This is a genomic window from Pseudoblastomonas marina (genome assembly GCF_034374265.1).
Taxonomy (GTDB): Bacteria; Pseudomonadota; Alphaproteobacteria; order Sphingomonadales; family Sphingomonadaceae; genus Alteriqipengyuania_A; species Alteriqipengyuania_A marina.
The window spans coordinates 512287-529658 of record NZ_CP139718.1 but is presented as its reverse complement, the minus strand read 5'-3'; the positions used below and the strand labels follow the sequence as shown (position 1 = coordinate 529658).

Here is a 17372-nt window from a genome sequence, read left to right as displayed (position 1 = left end):
GACCAGGCCTGTCCGGAACCCGATGCCGTGCGCCCCGTTGCCAGATCGGACGCCCGCGAAACCTCTTCTTGCTATTGCAAACCAGTTGCAAAGATAGTCGGGCGAAGGCGGTTGCTTTCGCCCGGATCGGACGGTAATCCGCGCGCAAATCTCGGGGCCTCGCCCATTCGCGGGACGGGCCGGAAGCCCCCTTCACCCTCGCCTGACCCGCGGCGGAAGGACTGGCCTACCCACTATGGCACGCAAGAAGATCGCGCTCATCGGCTCCGGCATGATCGGAGGCACCCTCGCCCACCTCGCAGCGAAGAAGGAAATGGGCGACATCGTCCTGTTCGACATCGCCGAGGGCATGCCGCAGGGCAAGGCGCTCGATCTCAGCCAGTGCGGCCCGGTCGAGGGCTTCGACGCTAAGATCACCGGTTCGAACGATTATGCCGACATCGCCGGCGCCGACGTGGTGATCGTCACCGCGGGCGTGCCGCGCAAGCCCGGCATGAGCCGCGACGACCTGCTCGGCATCAACCTCAAGGTGATGAAGGCGGTCGGCGAAGGCATCAAGAACAACTGCCCCGATGCTTTCGTGATCTGCATCACCAACCCGCTCGACGCGATGGTCTGGGCGCTCCGCGAATTCTCCGGCCTGCCGCACAACAAGGTCGTCGGCATGGCCGGCGTGCTCGACAGCGCGCGCTTCGCGACCTTCCTCGCGTGGGAATTCGACGTCTCGGTCAAGGACGTGAACGCCTTCGTGCTCGGCGGCCACGGCGACACCATGGTCCCGGTCACCAGCTACACCACCGTCAACGGCATCCCGGTCAACGACTTCGCCAAGATCAAGGGCGTCGACCAGGGCCGCATCGATGAAATCGTCGACCGCACCCGCAAGGGCGGCGGCGAAATCGTCGGCCTGCTCGGCAATGGCTCGGCCTATTACGCCCCCGCCACCAGCGCGATCGCGATGGCCGAAGCCTATCTCGGCGACCAGAAGCGCATCCTTCCCTGCGCCAGCTATGTCGAAGGCAAATACGGCCTCGACGGTCTTTACGTCGGCGTCCCCACCGTGATCGGCGCGGGCGGCACCGAAGAGGTGATCGAGATCGAACTGTCGGACGAAGAGAAGAGCAACCTCAAGGTCTCGACCGACGCGGTCGAGGAGCTGCTCGAAGCGTGCAAGGAGCTGGATGAGAGCCTGAAATGAGCGTCGATTTCGCCGTCTTCGATCCAACTGCTGCGCCGTCCGAGCCGCAGGCCTTCAGGAGTTGGTTCGAAACTCAGATGGACTTGATCGAGGAATCAGTTTTCGAACCTTCGGAATTGGCCGAAAAACTTCGGAGTTGGTACGATGCGATGATCGCCGAATTCCCAGATATCACGCGCGCTACTCCTAGCAGCAACAAGTGCATCGAGTATAGTTTCACGCCATCATTTATCTATTGCTCGATGCCCACTCCGTTTGCCGAAGAAGCCGAGGCGCTGTCCAACTCTCTCGCCCAGGCACAGGGAATCGGCAAGTATCTGCCCATGTTTGACGATGGGCAAAACGACAAATGCATCATCTATCCGGACAGCCCTTCGGCTGGCCTGAACTAACCATCCAATTCACAGTCACGTTTCTGGAAGGAAACTTAATGTCCATCCTCGTAAACAAGAACACCAAGGTCATCACCCAGGGGATGACCGGCGATACCGGCACCTTCCACACCCAGCAGGCGCTCGATTACGGCACCCAGATGGTGGCGGGCGTGACCCCGGGTAAGGGCGGCACGACGCATATCGGCCTGCCCAACTTCAACACCGTCAAGGAAGCCAAGGAAGCGACCGGCGCCGATGCGAGCTGCATCTACGTGCCCCCGCCCTTCGCCGCCGACGCGATCTGCGAGGCGATCGACGCCGAGATTCCGCTGATCGTCTGCATCACCGAGGGCATCCCGGTGCTCGACATGGTCAAGGTCAAGGCCGCGCTCGAAGGGTCGAAGTCGCGCCTGATCGGCCCGAACTGTCCCGGCGTGCTGACCCCGGACGAATGCAAGATCGGCATCATGCCCGGCAGCATCTTCAAGAAGGGCAGCGTCGGCGTGGTCTCGCGCTCGGGCACGCTGACCTACGAAGCCGTCCACCAGACCACGCAGGTCGGCCTCGGCCAGACCACCGCGGTCGGGATCGGCGGGGATCCGGTCAACGGCACCAACTTCATCGACGTGCTCGACCTGTTCCTCGACGACGACGCGACCAAGTCGATCATCATGATCGGCGAGATCGGCGGCAGCGCCGAGGAAGAAGCGGCCGAATACATCAAGCAGGAAGCCGCCAAGGGCCGCCGCAAGCCGATGGTCGGCTTCATCGCGGGCCGCACCGCGCCTCCGGGCCGCCGCATGGGCCATGCCGGTGCGATCGTCTCGGGCGGCCAGGGCGGCGCCGACGACAAGATCGCGGCAATGGAAGATGCGGGCATCCGCGTCTCGCCCTCGCCCAGCGAGCTCGGCACCACGCTCGACGCGATGCTGAAAGAACTCGCCTAACCTTCCTCCTCCCTCGGAGACTCCCCGCATGGGCAACGAGAACCACGACTTCACGCCGGGCGACCCGGCTGCCGATCCGCAGGCCGGGCCGTCCTGGCAGCGACGCGGCTGGCCGCTAGTCGGCGGGGAGACCGAGGACGAGCTGACCCAGGCGCTCGATCCCACCGCGATGCAGATCAAGGTGAAGGATGCGCTGGAGAAGGCGGGCAAGCCTGCCGATGCGCGCTCGGTCGAGGCGGCGGCGAGCGACGCGCTGCGCGCGATGCTGCTGGTGCGGCTCTATCGCGTGCGCGGGCACCTCGCGGCCGATCTCGACCCGCTGGGGCTGACCACGCACGAGCTGCCCAAGGACCTCACGCTCGAATGGCACGAATTCGCCGGGCAGGAGGACAAGGAAGTCTTTCTCGCTGGAAATCTCGGCTTCGAATGGGTCACCATCGGCGAACTGCTGAAGACGCTGCAGGCCAATTACTGCGGGCGCATCGGCCTCGAATACATGCACATCGCCGATGTCGAGGAACGCCGCTTCCTACAGGACAAGTTCGAGGGCAAGGACAAGGAAATCGAGTTCACACCCGAGGGCAAGCGCGCGATCCTCTCGGCCGTGGTGCGCGGCGAGCAGTTCGAGGAATTCCTCGCCAAGAAATATGTCGGGACCAAGCGTTTCGGCCTCGACGGCGGCGAAAGCATGATCCCCGCGCTAGAGGCGGTGATCAAGTATGGCGGCGCCTACGGCGTCAACGAGATCGTCTACGGCATGGCCCACCGCGGCCGGTTGAACGTGCTCTCCAACGTGATGGGCAAGCCCTATCGCGTGATTTTCCATGAGTTCTCCGGTGGTTCGGCCACCCCCGACGAGGTCGGCGGGTCGGGCGACGTTAAGTACCACCTCGGCACCAGCACCGATCGCGGCTTCGACGACATCGAAGTCCATATGAGCCTCGTGCCCAACCCCAGCCACCTCGAGGCGGTCGATCCGGTCGTGCTCGGCAAGGTCCGCGCGCAGCAGGCGATCCGCGACGACCTGGTCAAGCACCAGCAGGTGCTCCCGGTGCTGATTCACGGCGACGCTGCCTTCGCGGGACAGGGCATCGTGTGGGAATGCCTCGGTTTCTCCGGCGTGCGCGGCTACAATACCGGCGGCTGCATCCACTTCGTCATCAACAACCAGATCGGCTTTACCACGAGCCCGCAATTCGCGCGTTCGAGCCCCTACCCCTCGGACGTCGCCAAGGGCGTCCAGGCGCCGATCCTGCACGTCAACGGCGACGATCCCGAAGCCGTGACCTTCGCCTGCAAGCTGGCGATCGAATACCGCCAGAAATTCGGCCGCGACATCGTGATCGACATGTGGTGCTATCGCCGCTTCGGCCACAATGAAGGCGACGAGCCGAGCTTCACCCAGCCGCTGATGTACGCGAAGATCAAGCAGCACCCCAAGGTGTCGGACATCTATGCCCGGCGGCTGGTCGAGGAAGGCGTGATCGACGAGGATTTCCTCAAGGAAGACGAGGCCGCCTTCACCGCCAAGCTCGCCGACGAGTTCGAGGCGGGGCAGAACTACACCCCCGACAAGGCCGACTGGTTCGGCGGTCGCTGGTCGGGCCTGCACAAGCCCGCCGATCCGGAGACCGCGCGCCGCAACGTCCATACCGGGATCGAGGGCAAGCTGTTCGACAGCCTCGGGCGCACGCTCACCACCGTGCCAGACGACCTCAACATCCACCGCACGCTCGGCCGCGTGCTCGATGCCAAGCGCGAGATGTTCGAAAGCGGCGAAGGCTTCGACTGGGCGACCGCCGAGGCGCTCGCCTTCGGCTCGCTGCTGTCCGAAGGCTTCGGCGTGCGCCTGTCGGGCCAGGATTCGGGCCGCGGCACCTTCAGCCAGCGCCACGCGGTGTGGGTCGACCAGAAGGACGAGCGGAAATACGTCCCGCTGGAGACCGTGCCGCACGGCGATTTCACCGTGCTCGACAGCCCGCTCTCCGAATACGGCGTGCTCGGCTTCGAATACGGCTATGCGATGGCCGATCCGAAATCGCTGGTCCTGTGGGAAGCGCAGTTCGGTGATTTCGCCAATGGCGCGCAGATCATGATCGACCAGTTCATCGTCTCGGGCGAGGTCAAGTGGCAGCGCGCCAACGGGCTCGTCATGCTGCTGCCGCACGGATACGAAGGCCAGGGACCGGAACACTCCTCCGCGCGCCTCGAACGCTTCCTCCAGCTGTGCGCGAACGACAACATACAGGTCTGCAACATCACCGAGCCGTGCAATTATTTCCACGTGTTGCGCCGCCAGATGCTGCGTCCGTTCCGCAAGCCGCTCGTCATCATGACGCCCAAGTCGCTGCTGCGGCATCCCAAGGCCAAGTCGAGCCGCGAAGGGTTCCTCGGCGAAAGCCACTTCATGCGGATCAAGTCCGATCCGGTCGAGATCGACGACACGAAGATCAAGCGGCTGGTGCTGTGTTCGGGCAAGGTCTCCTACGACCTGTTCGAGAAGCGCGAGGAGTTGGGCTGCGAGGACGTCTCGGTGGTTCGCATCGAACAGCTCTATCCCTTCCCCGGCGAACCGCTCGCCGTGCGTCTCAAGCGCATGACCAATCTCGAGGAAGTCGTGTGGTGCCAGGAAGAGCCGCGCAATAACGGCGCGTGGTTCTTCGTCGCCGAGAAGATCGAGCAGGCGCTCCACGAAGCCGGGCACGAGGGCATGCGCCCCTGCTATGCCGGGCGCGAGGAAGCCGCCTCGCCCGCCACCGGCCTCGCCGGACGCCACAAGGTGCAGCAGGACGCCCTGCTCACCATCGCATTGGGCTGCGCCGACGGCGGAGCCGCCCAGCGTGAACTCGATTGCCCGCCCTCCCTGCCCAAAGTCTGAGGAAAGACCAGCACATGGCCACCGACATTACCGTCCCCTCGCTGGGTGAATCCGTCACCGAAGGCACGATCGCCGAATGGCTCAAGCAGCCCGGTGACGCCGTCGCCGTCGACGAGCCGATCGTCTCGATCGAGACCGACAAGGTCGCGGTCGAGGTGCCCTCGCCCGTCGCCGGCACGATCGGCGAATTGAAGGCCGAGGAAGGCGACACGATCGAAGTCGGCGCAGTTATCGCGACCGTCGAGGAAGGCGGCTCCGGCACGGCGCCCGCGAAGAAGGCCGACGCGCCCGCGAAGGACGCTCCCAAGGACACCGGCGACGAGCAGGACGCGGTCCCCAATTCGACCGGCGAGGTCACCGGCACCGATTTCGATGCCGCCGCGCTTTCGCCTGCGGTGCGCCGCGCGGTGCTCGAACACGGGATCGACCCGTCGAGCGTCAAGGGCACCGGCAAGGACGGCCGCCTGACCAAGGAAGACGTGCTCGCCGCGGCCAAGGCCAAGCGCGAGGCGCCCGCCCCGTCGCAAAGCCAGGACGCGCCCGCACCGGCGGCTTCGGCCCCGGCCGGCGGTCGCAACGAAGAGCGCGTCAAGATGACCCGCCTGCGCCAGACCATCGCCAAGCGCCTCAAGAGCGCGCAGGACACCGCTGCGCTGCTCACCACCTTCAACGATGTCGACATGACCGCGGTCATCGAAACGCGTGAGAAGTACAAGGACACCTTCGCCAAGAAGCACGGCATCAAATTGGGCTTCATGAGCTTCTTCGCCAAGGCTGCGCACCTCGCGCTCAAGGACGTGCCCAGCGTCAACGCGCAGATCGACGGCGACGAGATCGTCTACCACGATTACGTCGATATCTCGGTCGCGGTCAGCGCGCCCAACGGCCTCGTGGTCCCGGTCGTGCGCGACGTCGACAAGAAGGGCTTCGCCCAGATCGAACTCGACATCGCCGATTTCGGCAAGCGCGCGCGCGACGGCAGCCTCACGATGGACGACATGAAGGGCGGCACCTTCACCATCTCGAACGGCGGCGTGTTCGGCTCGCTGATGAGCACCCCGATCATCAACCCGCCGCAGAGCGCGGTGCTCGGCCTCCACCGGATCGAGGACCGCCCGGTGGTGGTGAACGGCGAGATCGTGATCCGCCCGATGATGTATATCGCGCTGTCCTACGACCACCGCCTGATCGACGGCCGCGAAGCCGTCACCGCACTCAAGATCATCAAGGAAGCGATCGAGGATCCGACCCGGATTCTGATCGACCTCTAAAGGAGCCGATATGATCTTCCGATCTGCATTTGCCGCGCTGTCCCTTGTTGCGCTCTCCGCATGCGACGTAGCCACCGAGATGGCGGGCGATGCGCTGGCTGGCGAGGTGCGAGCACAGTACCTTTCCCGATGCGAGTCGGTCGCCGAAAGCAGCGATATCGCATCGGCCAACATCACGCGCGCCTGCGAATGCAGCGCGGACAATTTCGAAACCGACCTCGCCGATGGCGAATTGCAGATCGATCGCACCCGGATCGAAGAGGTCCTCAGAACCTGTGTGCAGGATGGCGCGAGCGAAGCACCTGCGGAGGAAAACAATGGCTGACCATTCCTACGACTACGACGTCCTTGTCATCGGCGCTGGCCCCGGCGGCTATGTCGCCGCGATCCGCGCCGCGCAGCTCGGGCTCAAGACGGCCTGTGCCGAAGGCCGCGAGACGCTCGGCGGGACCTGCCTCAATGTCGGCTGCATCCCGTCGAAGGCGATGCTGCACGCAAGCGAGTATTTCGACGCGGCCAAGAACGGCGCGATGAAGGAACTCGGCATCGACGTGACGCCGAAGCTCAATCTCGACCAGATGCACAACCAGCGCCGCGACGCGGTGAAGGGCCTGACCGGCGGGATCGAATTCCTGTTCAAGAAGAACAAGGTCGACTGGAAGAAGGGCTATGCCACCTTCCAGGACGCGCACACGGTCAAGGTCGGCGGCGAGACGGTCACCGCCAAGGACATCGTGATCGCGACCGGATCGTCGGTCACCCCGCTGCCGGGAGTCGAGGTCGACAACGACAAGCACGTGGTGGTCGACAGCACCGGCGCGCTCGAACTGCCCAAGGTACCCAAGACGATGGTCGTCATCGGCGGCGGCGTGATCGGGCTGGAGCTTGGTTCGGTCTGGCGGCGCCTCGGTGCCGAAGTCACCTGCGTCGAATTCCTCGACGAAATCCTGCCCGGCATGGACGGCGACATCCGCAAGGAAGCGCGCAAGATCTTCAAGAAGCAGGGGATCGAATTCAAGCTCTCGACCAAGGTCACCGGCGTTTCGGTCAAGGGCAAGAAGGCCACCCTCACGCTCGAACCCGCCGCGGGCGGCGACGAGGAGACGATGGAGGCAGATTGCGTACTCGTGTCGATCGGGCGCAAGCCCAACACCGACGGGCTCGGCCTCGACGCGATCGGGCTCGAGACCAACAAGCGCGGCCAGATCGAGACCGACCACGACTTCCGCACCCGCGTCGACGGCGTGTGGGCGATCGGTGACGTGATCCCCGGCCCGATGCTCGCGCACAAGGCCGAGGACGAAGGCATCGCCGTGGCCGAGAACATCGCCGGCCAGACCGGCATCGTGAACCACGCGATCATTCCCAGCGTCGTCTACACCTGGCCCGAAATCGCGGGCGTTGGCCTGACGACCGAGGAAGCCATCGAGAAGATGGGTGGCGACAAGAAGGCCGTGAAGGTCGGCAAGTTCCCGATGCTGGGCAACAGCCGCGCCAAGACCAATCACGAAGGCGACGGCTTCGTGAAGGTCATCGCCGAAGCCGAAAGCGACCGCGTGCTGGGCGTGTGGGCGATCGCCGTGCCCGCCGGCACGATGATCGCCGAAGCGGCGGTGGCGATGGAATTCGGCACCACGAGCGAGGACATCGCCTATACCTGCCACGCCCACCCGACGCATTCCGAGGCGATCAAGGAAGCGGCGATGGCGGTGCAGGGCAAGCCGATCCACGTCTAACCGAGAAAACCGAGACGTTTTATCGTCACCCCGTTAACGGTTCGGGGTGACGAGCGGCTTGCATGCCCACCCCGGGTGTATTAGGCAACTACTGCACCCAGGGAGAGAATCATGTTACGTTTTGCCGCCACCGCCGCCTTCGCGCTGGCTTTCGCCACCCCGACGCTTGCGCAGGACGCGGAGCGGATGGACGAGGTCGTCTCGGCCGAGGCCGACACCGGTGCCTATATGGGCGCCGTCCTCGTCGCGAAGGGCGACGAGATCCTGCTCGACAAGGGCTATGGCAGCGCCAACCTCGAATGGGATATCGCCAATACGCCCGCGGCCAAGTTCCGGATCGGCTCGGTCACCAAGCAGTTCACCGCCGCCTCGATCCTGCTGCTGCAGGAACAGGGGAAGCTGACGCTCGACGCGCCGGTGAAGACCTACCTGCCCGATGCGCCCGCGGCGTGGGACGCGATCACCGTGCGGCACCTGCTCCAGCACACGTCGGGGCTCGCCAACGTCACCAGCCTCGACGCCTTCGCGCGCCAGAAATACCTTCCGACGACACGCGCGGAGCTGACCGCGATGTTCGCCGATGAACCCCTCGAATTCGCGCCGGGCGAAAAGTGGGAATATTCCAATTCGGGTTACGTCCTGCTCTCGACCATCGTCGAGGAGGTGAGCGGCCAGGATTACGCCGACTTCGTGAAGGCCAACATCTTCGATCCGCTCGGCATGGACGACACGGCGATCGACGTTTCTGCCGATATCGTCGCCAGGCGTGCCTCGGGCTATTTCCCTTCGGAAGGCGGCCCGAAGAACGCCGACTACGTCAACATGGAGATCCCCACCGGCGCGGGCGCGCTCTATTCGACCACACACGACCTGCTCAAATGGCAGCGCGGCCTGTTCGGCGGCCAGGTTCTCTCGTCGGACAGCCTCGCCGCGATGACCGCGCCGGGCGTGCCGGCGATGGGCGAGGCGACCTACGGTCTCGGGGTGCTCGTCACCGAGAACGACGACGGTCGCATGGTGTGGCACGGCGGCGGGATCGAAGGCTTCAATGCGATGCTGATGCACGATCCCGACGACGCGATCACGGTTGTGGTGCTCGCCAACATCAATGGCGGACAGGCCGGCGCGCTGGGCCAGCAATTGATGGAGCTCGCGCGCGGCGGCGAGGTCGTTCTCGCGAGCGAAAGGGTGGAAGGCAGCGTCGATACCGCTGCGCTGCCGCAATACGAGGGAACGTTCGCGCTTTCACCGCAATTCAAGATCCGCATGTTCGTCGAGGACGGCAAGCTGATGACACAGGCGACCAACCAGCCCGCCTTCCAGCTCTTCCCCGGCGAGGAAGCCGATCACTTCTTCCTGAAGGTGGTCGACGCCCGTGTGCGCTTCAACCGCGACGATAGCGGCGAGGTCGTCTCGATCACGCTGTTCCAGGGCGGCCAGGAAATCGACGGCGCGAAGGAATAATCCGCTGCGCCCGGCCGCCCTCCTCGCGCTCGCCCTGCCCATCGCGTCGGGGCTGGCGTGGATGGCGGCGCAGGGCGCTCCGACGCACTACCTCGCGATCAATGTCGGCTGCCTGCTGGCCGCGCTGGCGCTGGTGCACTTTGCCCCGCTCCCCAGGGTGCAGCCCGATGTGGCCGCGGTGATTTTCGTCGCATTGCTATTCCTGCCGCTGCTGGCGGGGCCCGAACTCAACGGCGTGCATCGCTGGATCGGGGCGGGACCGATCGGGCTCAACGCCTCGCTGCTCGCCTTGCCCGCGCTCGCCGTTCTGGCGGCGAAGATGGATTGGCGCTGGCAGCTCGGCCTGTCGGTGGCAGCGCTCGCGGCCGCCGTCGCACAGCCCGACGCCTCGCTCGCGCTGGCGGTTGGCGGGGCGGCGATCGGCGTCGCGCTCGCCACGCGCGACACCAAGCCCTCGCTGGTCGCGATCGCCGCGCTGCTGGCGGCGATCTGGGCGCACAAGCGCGGCGTGCTGCCGCCGGTCGAGTTCGTCGAGCAGGTCTATCTGGATGCCGCCGGTGGCGGGGTGTTGTGGCTGGTCCTGCTGGTGGCGGCGAGCCTCGCGCCGCTCGTCCTCATTGCGCTCGACCACTCGATGGACCGCGCACCACGCTTCGCGATCGCCGGGGCGATGGCGGGGTTCTTCTACACCGCCGCATTGTCGGTCTATCCGGCCCCGCTGGTGGGATACGGCGCGGCGGCGATCCTCGGACTGGCGCTGGCGCTATGGCTGGCCGGCAACCAGCCGGGCCCCCGCCAAGGCGGGGACCCGACCGGCGATCAGATCTCGTCGGGATAGATCGGGCGGATGTCGACCGGGATCTCGCCCATTGCCGCGAAGCGCGATTCGGCCGCCGCATCGAGCTGCGCCCATTGGTCGAAGAAGGCGACCGTACCGGCATAATCGCCGGTCGCCTGCAGCATCAGCTGGTCGTGCAGCAGGTCGCGGATGCCCTGCTCCATCTTCGCGTAATCGACAGTATAGCGCTGCGCCGCCGCATCCCAGGCGAAGGCACCCTTGGCCTTGAGATAGCCGTATTGCAGCTTGGCCCCGCGCCCATGCGCGCTTTCGGTGCCGAACCGCATCGAACGGAACAGCCCGGTGAAATAGGTCGAGAACAGCTGCGGCTTCTCGGCCGCGGGCAGCTCGCCCTTCTCCATCATGTAGAGGATATTCCAGATCCCCATCACGTCGGCCTTCGATTCCTCGAGTGCAGAATACTGTTCCTTGAGCTCGGCATTGACCGTCGTCTCGCGGCCGTCGACCGTGATCGTGCCCGGGCCGAGGCTGTGCGCGAGTTCGTGGAACAGCGTGTTCGCTTCCATGTACTTCTTCATCACCAGCCGGTTCTGTGCAGGCTTGAGCACGACCGCGCCCATCGGGTCGAGGATGCGATCGAACTTGGCGCCGAGCACGTTCGACAGGATGACCTTCTTCGCGCCCTTGGCCTCGCGCACGCGCTCGTCGTTGGGCAGGTTGAAGGCGATCGTCTGCACGCCTGGCACGTTGTCGCCGCCGCCATGGACCTGGTCGGCCACCGCGATCGGGCTCTCGAAGCCGCGGGTGAAGTTCTTGTAGCGGTCCTCGATCGGAAGGTTGCCTTCCATGTCGCGGAGGTAGTTCTTATATTTCGCCAGCGCGGCCGAAGCGTCCGGGTCCTTCAGCGTGACGAAGCTCTCGAACGCGGTCTTGGTGCCGTAGAGCCGGTCGGTATAGACCTCGTACGGACCGATCGCGACCTCGATCGGCGTGCCCTCGAGGTCCATCCACGCCATTTCGCTCTCGAAGTAATCGTCCGACAGGAAACTGTCGGCGCGCAGGCTGAGGAAATTCTTGAGGCTCGGGTTGGACGTCCGCGCTGCGGCGCGATCGAGCAGCGCCGCAGCCGGTTTCAGCCACTCGGCGTATTCGACCGAATACGGCACGGCGACCAGCCGGTCGCCGTCGCGCTTCACCACCGTATAGGGGCTCAGCAGGTCGTCGCGCTGGCCGGGATTGGCGGCAAGGTAGGCGTCGAATTCGGCCTTGGTCATGTCGGCGGGGTAGAAGCCCGCGCCGAGCGGCATTTCGTCGGCACCCCAGAACGGGTGCAGTTCGGCAACCTCGTCCCACGGGCCGAAATTGCGGTCGAACATGGCGAGCAGCAGGTCGCGGTCGCCGCGCTTGCTGCGCGCGATCGCCGCGCGCACCGCCGGCAGGTCGGCGCCGCGCTGGCGCAGGTAGATCGCGTCCATGTAAGTCGAGGCGTCGATCAGCAGGTTGACGACGTCGCGCTCCTCGGCGGTGAGATAGCCGGTTTCGGGCGCCATGCGGATCTCGGCCAGCTTGTCGTACTGCGCGCGCAGGTCGTAGCCGGCCTCGGCGCTGGTTGAAGTGCCGGCATCCTGCATCGGCATGGTGGCGCAGGCCGCGGTCGCGAGCAGGAGGGGCAGGATCACCGCGGATTTCGGGCTGATTGGCATCGTATCTCTCCACATTCGTTGATTGTCGCCGCGTGTAGCTTGCGCCTGAATGCGAGTCACGCAAAGGAACGCCATGGCAAAACGTCTCTGGATGCAGAAATTCGCCCGTTGGCACATCTGGCTCGGCTGGCTCGTCGGGGTCCCGATCCTGATGTGGCTCGCCACCGGCCTGTTCATGGTCCTGAAGCCGTTCGAGGAAGTGCGCGGCGAGGATCTGCGCGTTCCGGTCGAGCAGCAGGCATTGCCCGCCGGCAGCACGACATCGGTCACGGTCCCCACCTCGGAGCGGCCGGTACGCTCGGTCTCGCTGGCGATGGACGGCGACCAGGTCGTCACCACCCTCAACTACGAAGATGGCTCGGTCGAGCGCTACGGCGAGGACGGGGAGCGGATCGCCCCACTCAACGAGATTGCCGCGCGGATGCTGGTCGAGGAAAGGATCGAGGGCGGCGACGATTTCGCCAGCGCGACCTTCTACGAGGCCGACGACGTGCCCTTCGATTTCCGCCGGCCGCAGCCGGTGTGGCGGGTCGCGCTCGAAGACGGGACCTATGTCTATGTCGGGCGAGATACCGGCAAGATCGAGGCGGTGCGGACGCGCTGGTGGCGCTGGTTCGATTTCATGTGGGGCCTCCACATCATGGACCTCGAGACCCGTGAACCGAGCAACCATCCGATCATCCTGATCTTCGGTACGCTCGCCACATTCGGTGCGATCCTCGGCTGCATCCTGATGTTCCGCCGGCGCAAGGCGCGGATCAAGGTCCCCAAATAGGCAGCGCGCATGACCCCCGACCAGATCCTCACCCCGATGCTCGACTGGCTCGACCTGGTGGGGGTGGCGGTGTTCGCGCTGACCGGCGCGCTGGTCGCGGCACGGCTCAACCAGACCTTCGTCACGATGGCGTTCTTCGCGCTGGTGACCGGCGTCGGCGGCGGCACGGTGCGCGACCTGCTCATCGGGGCCCCGGTCTTCTGGATGCAGGATCCGTGGGTCGCGCCGGTCTGTTTCGCGACCGCGCTGCTCGCCTGGTTCACGCCCCCGCGCTGGTGGGAAGGCGACGGGCTCGAATATGCCGACGCGATGGGCCTCGCCTCCTACGCGGTGCTCGGCAGCGCCAAGGCGTTCGCCTACGGCGTCGCACCGATCCCGGCGGCGGTGATGGGGGTGGTGACCGGCTGCGTAGGCGGGATCATCCGCGACGTGGTGGCCAACCGTCCTTCGATCATCATGCGCCCGGAGCTTTACGTCACCGCAGCCGCACTGGCGGCGGGCCTGTGCGCGACGGGGCTCGCGCTCGGCTTCGATCGCGCGCTCGTCTGGCCGGTGGCGGTGGTCGCGGGCTTTGGGCTGCGCGCCGCCGCGATCCGCTTCGGCCTGTCGCTCCCCTCGCATAGCGGCGCCGAGGGAGATTTGCGCGACGACTAGCCGCCCAGGTCTCCATCGATTTCGCCTTCGAATTCACCGGAATCGCCGGTCTGCTTCATGCGATAGGTGTATTCGCCCTGCCGCTCGCGCGCGGCGGCGTAATCGAAATCGGCCTGCAGGTCGTCCTCGACAGCATAGGGTGCACTGACGGAGGCGCGCCGCCCGATCTCGCGGACCCGGCCATCGGGGCCGATCTCGCACGAATAGGGCGTGCCGTCGTCCATCCGTCCCTCGACCCGCCAGCCCTCTCCGACCCGGCGGATCAGGTCCGGCTGCTGCGCTTCGCCGAGCTGTTCGACTTCCTCGACGCAGGCTTCGGCGGCCTGCGAGGGCGACACCTCGCTCGCATAGCGATCGGCATCGCGGCGCTCGGCATAATCGCGGTCGTAGTCCCGGTCGCGATAATCGTGCTCGCGCTCGTATTGCTCGTCACGCTCGCGCCGGTCGCGTTCGGCATCGCGCGCCGCATCGGTGATCGCAGCGATCCCGCCGAGGATCAGGATGCCGGTAATCACGTCGCCTGCGTCGATCCCGCGGTCGCGGCGCCAGCGATAGCGACGATGGCGCTCGAGCGTCAGTTCCGCCTCGCCCGTGGCGGGCGCAATTTCGACCGGGCGCTGGACCTGCCCCGGGCCGCGCGCGCGCTCGGCACCCGCGACGGGCGTCGCCAGCATGGAGAAGATCGCCATGATGGCGGCGGCGGAACTGGTCTTGGTCATCTACCCGGCCCTCCTGTTGGGTAAACTCCATGTAGGAACGAAAAATGGGCGATCCAGCCTGTCACCAGACTGAACCGCCCACCTCATGCCCGGACTGTGCGACCCTTAACGCAGCCCGCGCACTCCGCTGAAGTCGAGATCGCGGACGCGACCGTAGCTGACTTCGCAGGAGAACTTGCCTTCGTCGCTCACGCGGCGGCGATCGTAGCGATCGCGGCGGTCGTAGCGGCGGTCGTAGCGGCGGTCGTAGCGTGCGCCGCGATAGCCGCGCTGCCCTTCGACCGCGATGCGGCCCTTGATCTTCCAGCCGTCGCGCTTGCGGTCGACATCGTAGATTTCATAGACGTCGGCGTAGCGATAACCGGCGCGGCGCGCCTGGTTCTCGGCGATCCGAACGCACTGTTCGACCGCCCGGCGACCGTTCCCGCGGCGGGCATAGCGATCGTCGCGATAGCGATCGTCGCGGTAGCGCTGCCCCCGGTAATAGCGATCATCGTCGTCGTCGTCGAACGCGCCGAGCACGGCGGCGATACCGCCGATGATAACCGCGCCGGCGATGATTTCCTCGGTGCTTTGCGCCTGAGCCGGGGTCGCAAGCGCTCCCATCGTCATTGCGCCAGCCGCAGCGGTACCGAGCAGGGCTTTGCTATAGTTGTTCATTATTCTGCCTCCTTCACAGCTGGCCGGGGGAGATATCCCGCGACCTTCGATTGCCGTTCTAGAGGACCGGGCTTGAGGCGACGCTGAATTGCGCTGACAGACATTGTTAAGAAAAGTCAGGTTTAGTCTGAACGACAGAATTAGCGAAAGATTTGCGCTTCGGTGCTATGAAATCGCGCGAAGGAACCGCGAGTGATGCAGCACGATCCAGCGCTCGGCACACCGGCGGCGCAGCCATCGCGAGGTGGCATGCGCTCGCACGCGCTCGCCTGGCGCGACTTCGGACTTCCGCAGCGTGCGCAGTTGCGCGACCTTGCCGCGCATGCCTCGCAGCCCAACCCCTTTTTCGAGGAATGGCACCTGTTCCCATCGCTCGAGGCGCTCGACCCGCGGAGCGAGGTCATGGTGTTCTGGCTCGAGGATGCGGAAGGACAGGCGCTCGGCCTGCTCCCCCTCAAGCGCGAGCTGGGCTATTACGGGCGCCCGATACCGCACTGGCGCAACTGGATGCATGCCAATTGCTTCCTCGGCGCTCCGCTGGTGCGCGCGGGATGCGAAGCCGTCTTCTGGCCCGCGCTGTTCGAATGGCTCGACAGCGCGGGAGCGCTGCCGATGTTCGTCCACCTCGCCGGGATGCCGCTCGAAACCGCGCTCGCAGACGAACTCGAGACATGCCTTGCGCGATCGCATCGCGCCGGGCGCCGGGTGCACGTCGTCGAACGCGCCATGCTCGCGTCGGCGCTCGAGCCGCAGGCCTATCTCGAGGAGGTTCTCTCCACCAAGCGTCGCAAGGAGCTGCGCCGCCAGCGACGGCGGCTCGAGGAATGCGGCGCGGTGGAGACCGAATTCCTCCGCGACGACAGCGATCTGCAGGCGTGGATTGCGGCCTTCCTCGCGCTCGAGGCGGCGGGCTGGAAGGGCAAGCAGGGCAGCGCCACCGCCAACGATCCCGACAAGGCCGCGATCTTCACCCGCGCGCTGCACGGCGCCGCCGCCTGCGGCAAGCTCGAGCGCCGGACGCTGCGGCTCGATGGCGCACCGATCGCGATGCTCGCCAGCTTTTACACGCCTCCGGGTGCGTTCTCCTACAAGACGGCATTCGACGAGGAGTTCGCGCGCTTCTCCCCCGGCGTGCTGCTGCAGGTCGAGAACCTCGACAGCCTGGCCGATCCGGCGATCGACTGGGTCGATAGCTGCGCCAGCGCCGATCACCCGATGATCGATCACATGTGGCGCGAACGCCGCCGGATCGCGCGCTACAGCATCGGTATCGGCGGAGCCGCCCGTCAGGCGCTGTTCGGCGCGCTCCTCGCATTCGAGGGCAAGGTCGCATGACGCAGGCAATCTTTCCCGACACGGCGCGGCGCAGCTTCGCCGAATGCTATCCCGAAACGCCGCACAAGCTGGTCCACGCGCTCGATCGCCACGCCCTGCTCGAGCGCGGGGCGCTCGCACGGCTCGGCGAGACGCTGCCGGCCGCCAGCGTCGAATACAATCGTGGCGACGTGCCGATCGGCGTCGACGGCAAGCCGCCCGCGAACGGTCTCTCGATCGGCGAGACGATCCGCCGGATCGACGAGGTCCGCAGCTGGGCGGTGCTCAAGAACATCGAACAGGTGCCCGCCTATCGCGATCTCGTGGCCGGGCTGCTCGAAGAACTGCGCGCGCCGATCGAGGCGGCAACCGGGGCGATGCTCAAGCCGCAGGGATACATCTTCGTGTCGAGCCCCGACGCGGTGACGCCCTACCATTTCGATCCCGAGCACAACATCCTGCTGCAGCTCGAAGGCAGCAAGGCGATGACCCAGTTTCCCGCCGGCCATCCGCGCTTCGCGCCCGATACCGCGCACGAGGCCTATCACACCGGCGGCGGCCGCGAATTGACGTGGCAGGACGGCTTCATCGACGAGGGGCGCACCTTCGCGCTCGATCCGGGCGAGGCGCTCTACGTCCCGGTCATGGCACCGCATTACGTGCGCAATGGCGGTGCGCCGTCGATCTCGCTGTCGATCACCTGGCGATCCGAATGGAGCTTCGCCGAGGCCGATGCCCGGGCGTTCAACCGGATGCTGCGCGGGATCGGATTGACCCCGCGCGCACCGGGCCGCTGGCCTGCGCGCAATCGCGCCAAGGCGCTGGCATGGCGCGCCTTGCGGCGAATGAAGTCCGCTTGACCTCGTCCCGCCCGCGCCAC

General features: G+C 65.9%; 16 protein-coding genes. 13 read left to right on the top strand and 3 right to left on the bottom strand.

Annotation, left to right across the window (positions count from 1 at the left end):
- The first annotated feature begins 235 nt into the window (after positions 1-235).
- From mdh to T8S45_RS02500, 9 genes are all read left to right on the top strand, one after another.
- Positions 236-1198 (top strand): malate dehydrogenase, encoded by a 963-nt coding sequence (gene mdh, locus T8S45_RS02540; protein ID WP_322294557.1) that lies wholly within the window; start codon positions 236-238, stop codon positions 1196-1198.
- On the top strand, positions 1195-1590 hold the full coding sequence (locus tag T8S45_RS02535) for a hypothetical protein (protein WP_322294556.1): 396 nt from the start codon (positions 1195-1197) through the stop codon (positions 1588-1590). The genes mdh and T8S45_RS02535 overlap by 4 nt, the downstream gene beginning before the upstream one ends.
- A 38-nt stretch (positions 1591-1628) precedes the next feature.
- Positions 1629-2519 carry a succinate--CoA ligase subunit alpha gene (gene sucD / locus T8S45_RS02530; protein ID WP_188641483.1) on the top strand — a complete coding sequence of 297 codons (891 nt, stop codon included), beginning with the start codon at positions 1629-1631 and terminating at the stop codon, positions 2517-2519.
- Between the two features lie 28 nt (positions 2520-2547).
- A complete protein-coding gene (locus tag T8S45_RS02525) occupies positions 2548-5397 on the top strand; it encodes a 2-oxoglutarate dehydrogenase E1 component (RefSeq protein ID WP_322294555.1) in 2850 nt (949 codons plus the stop codon).
- Between the two features lie 14 nt (positions 5398-5411).
- Complete coding sequence (gene odhB / locus T8S45_RS02520) at positions 5412-6668, top strand: 2-oxoglutarate dehydrogenase complex dihydrolipoyllysine-residue succinyltransferase (RefSeq protein ID WP_322294554.1); 1257 nt, start codon at positions 5412-5414, stop codon at positions 6666-6668.
- Positions 6669-6678: 10 nt separating this feature from the next.
- Complete coding sequence (locus T8S45_RS02515) at positions 6679-6993, top strand: hypothetical protein (RefSeq protein WP_322294553.1); 315 nt, start codon at positions 6679-6681, stop codon at positions 6991-6993.
- Positions 6986-8404 (top strand): dihydrolipoyl dehydrogenase, encoded by a 1419-nt coding sequence (lpdA, locus tag T8S45_RS02510; protein WP_322294552.1) that lies wholly within the window; start codon positions 6986-6988, stop codon positions 8402-8404. The genes T8S45_RS02515 and lpdA overlap by 8 nt, the downstream gene beginning before the upstream one ends.
- A gap of 111 nt (positions 8405-8515) precedes the next feature.
- Positions 8516-9868, top strand: a complete 1353-nt coding sequence (locus tag T8S45_RS02505) for a serine hydrolase (RefSeq protein WP_322294551.1) — start codon at positions 8516-8518, stop codon at positions 9866-9868.
- Between the two features lie 61 nt (positions 9869-9929).
- On the top strand, positions 9930-10706 hold the full coding sequence (locus T8S45_RS02500) for a hypothetical protein (RefSeq protein WP_322294550.1): 777 nt from the start codon (positions 9930-9932) through the stop codon (positions 10704-10706).
- On the opposite strand, the gene T8S45_RS02495 is transcribed toward T8S45_RS02500, so the two are convergent.
- A complete protein-coding gene (locus tag T8S45_RS02495; RefSeq protein ID WP_322294549.1) occupies positions 10688-12370 on the bottom strand; it encodes a DUF8614 domain-containing protein in 1683 nt (560 codons plus the stop codon). The two genes, T8S45_RS02500 and T8S45_RS02495, sit on opposite strands and share 19 nt — an antisense overlap.
- A 73-nt stretch (positions 12371-12443) precedes the next feature.
- Here T8S45_RS02495 and T8S45_RS02490 point away from each other — a divergent pair, with 73 nt between their 5' ends.
- Complete coding sequence (locus tag T8S45_RS02490; protein ID WP_188641476.1) at positions 12444-13145, top strand: PepSY domain-containing protein; 702 nt, start codon at positions 12444-12446, stop codon at positions 13143-13145.
- A gap of 9 nt (positions 13146-13154) precedes the next feature.
- Complete coding sequence (locus T8S45_RS02485) at positions 13155-13799, top strand: trimeric intracellular cation channel family protein (protein WP_188641475.1); 645 nt, start codon at positions 13155-13157, stop codon at positions 13797-13799.
- Here the strand turns inward: T8S45_RS02485 and T8S45_RS02480 are convergent.
- Together T8S45_RS02480 and T8S45_RS02475 are read right to left on the bottom strand one after the other, a co-directional pair.
- On the bottom strand, positions 13796-14518 hold the full coding sequence (locus T8S45_RS02480; RefSeq protein ID WP_322294548.1) for a hypothetical protein: 723 nt from the start codon (positions 14516-14518) through the stop codon (positions 13796-13798). The genes T8S45_RS02485 and T8S45_RS02480 overlap by 4 nt on opposite strands.
- Before the next feature lie 105 nt (positions 14519-14623).
- The gene (locus tag T8S45_RS02475) at positions 14624-15178 is read right to left on the bottom strand and encodes a hypothetical protein (RefSeq protein ID WP_322294547.1); all 555 of its coding nucleotides are present in this window, start codon (positions 15176-15178) and stop codon (positions 14624-14626) included.
- A 195-nt stretch (positions 15179-15373) separates the two neighbouring features.
- Here T8S45_RS02475 and T8S45_RS02470 point away from each other — a divergent pair, with 195 nt between their 5' ends.
- Together T8S45_RS02470 and T8S45_RS02465 are read left to right on the top strand one after the other, a co-directional pair.
- Positions 15374-16513: a GNAT family N-acetyltransferase gene (locus T8S45_RS02470; protein ID WP_322294546.1), complete on the top strand. Its 1140-nt coding sequence runs from the start codon at positions 15374-15376 to the stop codon at positions 16511-16513.
- Positions 16510-17352: a transcriptional regulator gene (locus T8S45_RS02465; RefSeq protein ID WP_322294545.1), complete on the top strand. Its 843-nt coding sequence runs from the start codon at positions 16510-16512 to the stop codon at positions 17350-17352. Before T8S45_RS02470 ends, T8S45_RS02465 begins: the two co-directional genes overlap by 4 nt.
- The last annotated feature ends 20 nt before the right edge of the window (positions 17353-17372 follow it).

Coding starts and splice junctions, on each gene's coding strand:
- mdh (WP_322294557.1), top strand. CDS start 236: ATGGCACGCAAGAAGATCGCGCTCATCGGCTCCGGCATGATCGGAGGC.
- T8S45_RS02535 (WP_322294556.1), top strand. CDS start 1,195: ATGAGCGTCGATTTCGCCGTCTTCGATCCAACTGCTGCGCCGTCCGAG.
- sucD (WP_188641483.1), top strand. CDS start 1,629: ATGTCCATCCTCGTAAACAAGAACACCAAGGTCATCACCCAGGGGATG.
- T8S45_RS02525 (WP_322294555.1), top strand. CDS start 2,548: ATGGGCAACGAGAACCACGACTTCACGCCGGGCGACCCGGCTGCCGAT.
- odhB (WP_322294554.1), top strand. CDS start 5,412: ATGGCCACCGACATTACCGTCCCCTCGCTGGGTGAATCCGTCACCGAA.
- T8S45_RS02515 (WP_322294553.1), top strand. CDS start 6,679: ATGATCTTCCGATCTGCATTTGCCGCGCTGTCCCTTGTTGCGCTCTCC.
- lpdA (WP_322294552.1), top strand. CDS start 6,986: ATGGCTGACCATTCCTACGACTACGACGTCCTTGTCATCGGCGCTGGC.
- T8S45_RS02505 (WP_322294551.1), top strand. CDS start 8,516: ATGTTACGTTTTGCCGCCACCGCCGCCTTCGCGCTGGCTTTCGCCACC.
- T8S45_RS02500 (WP_322294550.1), top strand. CDS start 9,930: ATGGCGGCGCAGGGCGCTCCGACGCACTACCTCGCGATCAATGTCGGC.
- T8S45_RS02495 (WP_322294549.1), bottom strand. CDS start 12,370: ATGCCAATCAGCCCGAAATCCGCGGTGATCCTGCCCCTCCTGCTCGCG.
- T8S45_RS02490 (WP_188641476.1), top strand. CDS start 12,444: ATGGCAAAACGTCTCTGGATGCAGAAATTCGCCCGTTGGCACATCTGG.
- T8S45_RS02485 (WP_188641475.1), top strand. CDS start 13,155: ATGACCCCCGACCAGATCCTCACCCCGATGCTCGACTGGCTCGACCTG.
- T8S45_RS02480 (WP_322294548.1), bottom strand. CDS start 14,518: ATGACCAAGACCAGTTCCGCCGCCGCCATCATGGCGATCTTCTCCATG.
- T8S45_RS02475 (WP_322294547.1), bottom strand. CDS start 15,178: ATGAACAACTATAGCAAAGCCCTGCTCGGTACCGCTGCGGCTGGCGCA.
- T8S45_RS02470 (WP_322294546.1), top strand. CDS start 15,374: ATGCAGCACGATCCAGCGCTCGGCACACCGGCGGCGCAGCCATCGCGA.
- T8S45_RS02465 (WP_322294545.1), top strand. CDS start 16,510: ATGACGCAGGCAATCTTTCCCGACACGGCGCGGCGCAGCTTCGCCGAA.